We start from the raw sequence: 2067 nt of genomic DNA, 5'->3' as shown, positions 1-2067 counted from the left end.
ATCGTGACCAACGTTGACTCGCTGCAAGTGGGTGCGTACCTGCAACCGCCACAATCGGGTTTCAGCCTGGTGTCCAGCGAGCACTTGTGGGTGGCCGCGTCACCGAAAGAAACCGAGCTGACCAACGCTCACATTGGCCAAGGTGTCACCATTGAGGTGGACACCTACCCGGGTGTGACCTGGCATGGCACCGTGGAGAGCATCAGCCCCGCTTCCAGCTCGAGCTTTTCGCTGTTGCCGGCACAGAACACCACGGGCAACTGGGTGAAGGTTGTACAGCGCATTCCCGTACGGATCCGTATCGACGATGCTGCTGACAAACCCGCATTGCGCCATGGCATGAGCGCCGTGGTTGATATCGATACCGGCACCGCCCGTGGTCTGCCGAAACCGCTGGCAAACCTGCTTGCACGCCATCATGAGTGAAGTGACCGGACCACTGCCACCCTCGCCGCTGCGGTTGCTGATCACATTGTGTGTGGTGCTGGCGGTGGTCATGCAGGCTCTGGACACCACCATCGCCAACGTCGCCCTGCCCTATATGCAGGGCAGCGTATCGGCCAGCGCCGATCAGATTAACTGGGTACTGACTTCCTACATCGTCGCCACCGCCATCATGACACCGCCCTCGGCATTTCTTGCGCGGCGCTTCGGTCGCAAGCGCGTGTTGCTATGGTCGATCTTCGGGTTTGTATTGGCCTCGGTGCTCTGTGGCATCGCCCGCTCCCTGGAAGAAATCATTCTGTTCCGTTTGCTACAAGGGCTGGCAGGGGCGGCATTGGTGCCACTGTCGCAAGGCATTCTTCTGGACATCTACCCGCAGAAAGACCGAGGTTCAGCAGTGGCTTTGTTCGGAGTATCGGTCATGGTCGGTCCCGTGCTGGGGCCGATGCTCGGTGGCTGGTTAACAGAGCACCTTAGCTGGCGCTGGGTGTTCTTCATCAACTTGCCTATCGGATTGCTGGCCTTTATCGGCATGACCCGCTTCATTCGGGAAACCCCGGCCGACAAAACCGCACGCCTGGACTGGTTAGGTTTTGGTTCGCTCAGCGTGGCCATTATGTCGATTCAATTGTTTCTCGACCGCGGCGAACAACTGGGCTGGTTCGACTCTGGGGAAATCCTCCTGGAGGCGCTGGTAGCCGCTGTCGCTTCGTATATTTTCATTGTCCACACCTTCACCCACGACAAGCCCTTTATCAGCCTGAAGTTGTTCAAGGATCGCAATTACTCGGTGGCGGTGGTGTTTATTTTCATCATCGGTATCACTTACCTGGCGTCGCTGGCGCTGATGACACCCTACCTGCAAACCCTGATGGGCTACCCGGTGCTCACAGCCGGGATGGTCATGGGGCCGCGCGGCCTGGGGACGATGCTCAGCATGTTCCTTGCCGGGAAGATCATCGGCAAAGTTGATATTCGCTGGATATTGTTTTGCGGTCTGGTGCTGTCTGCCTGGTCGATGTACATGATGACTGGCTGGACGCCGGCAGTGTCGATCAACACCATCATCTATGTCGGTTTTATTCAGGGCGCGAGCCTGGGCCTGCTGTTCGTCCCGCTGACCACCATAGCCTTTAGCACCCTGCCCCCGAATTTGCGTGGTGACGCCACCGGCCTGTACAACTTGTCACGCAATGTCGGCTCCAGTGTTGGCATCTCGATCGTGACGGTGCTGCTGGCACAAAACACTCAGATCAACCACGCCGAAATAGGTGCAAACATTACGCCGTTCAATCGGCTGTTCGATGCCTGGCCAGTCAGCAGCGTGCTGAATCCATTAACCGCCGGCGGACGTGCAGCGCTGGATAGCATGATCACCGTGCAGGCCAGCTGGGTGGCTTACCTGGATGACTTTAAGCTGCTGATGTGGTTGTCGATTGGCGTCATACCGCTGCTGCTGGTTTTCAGGACGCCGAAGACTCAAAAAAACACGCTCCCGTAATCAGCCCTGATTCGCTTTCCCCCGCTCCCACGCTTTTGCGTGGAAGCAGGGGGAGGTACTTAGATAAGGTCACCGCAGAAAATATCTTGATTGCCATCGGCCGGGCTTGCCCGCACCACCAA

The 2067-nt window shown here is 57.7% G+C and carries 1 protein-coding gene and 1 pseudogene; both read left to right on the top strand.

Translation table 11 applies throughout. The annotated features are described in order from the left end of the window. A pseudogene (locus tag AC1DSG_RS30555) lies at positions 1 to 426 on the top strand (HlyD family secretion protein); the annotation flags it as partial. Then, positions 419 to 1945 carry a DHA2 family efflux MFS transporter permease subunit gene (locus AC1DSG_RS30550; protein WP_477794200.1) on the top strand — a complete coding sequence of 509 codons (1527 nt, stop codon included), beginning with the start codon at positions 419 to 421 and terminating at the stop codon, positions 1943 to 1945. The pseudogene AC1DSG_RS30555 and the gene AC1DSG_RS30550, both read left to right, overlap by 8 nt. Positions 1946 to 2067 lie beyond the last annotated feature (122 nt).

Source organism: Pseudomonas sp. P5_A12 (assembly GCF_056400685.1).
Note: the sequence above shows the minus strand (reverse complement) of the source record. Positions and strands in the feature narration are given on the sequence as shown.

Bases quoted from the DNA above. Each gene is read 5' to 3' on its own strand.
- AC1DSG_RS30550 (WP_477794200.1), top strand. From the start codon at position 419: ATGAGTGAAGTGACCGGACCACTGCCACCCTCGCCGCTGCGGTTGCTG.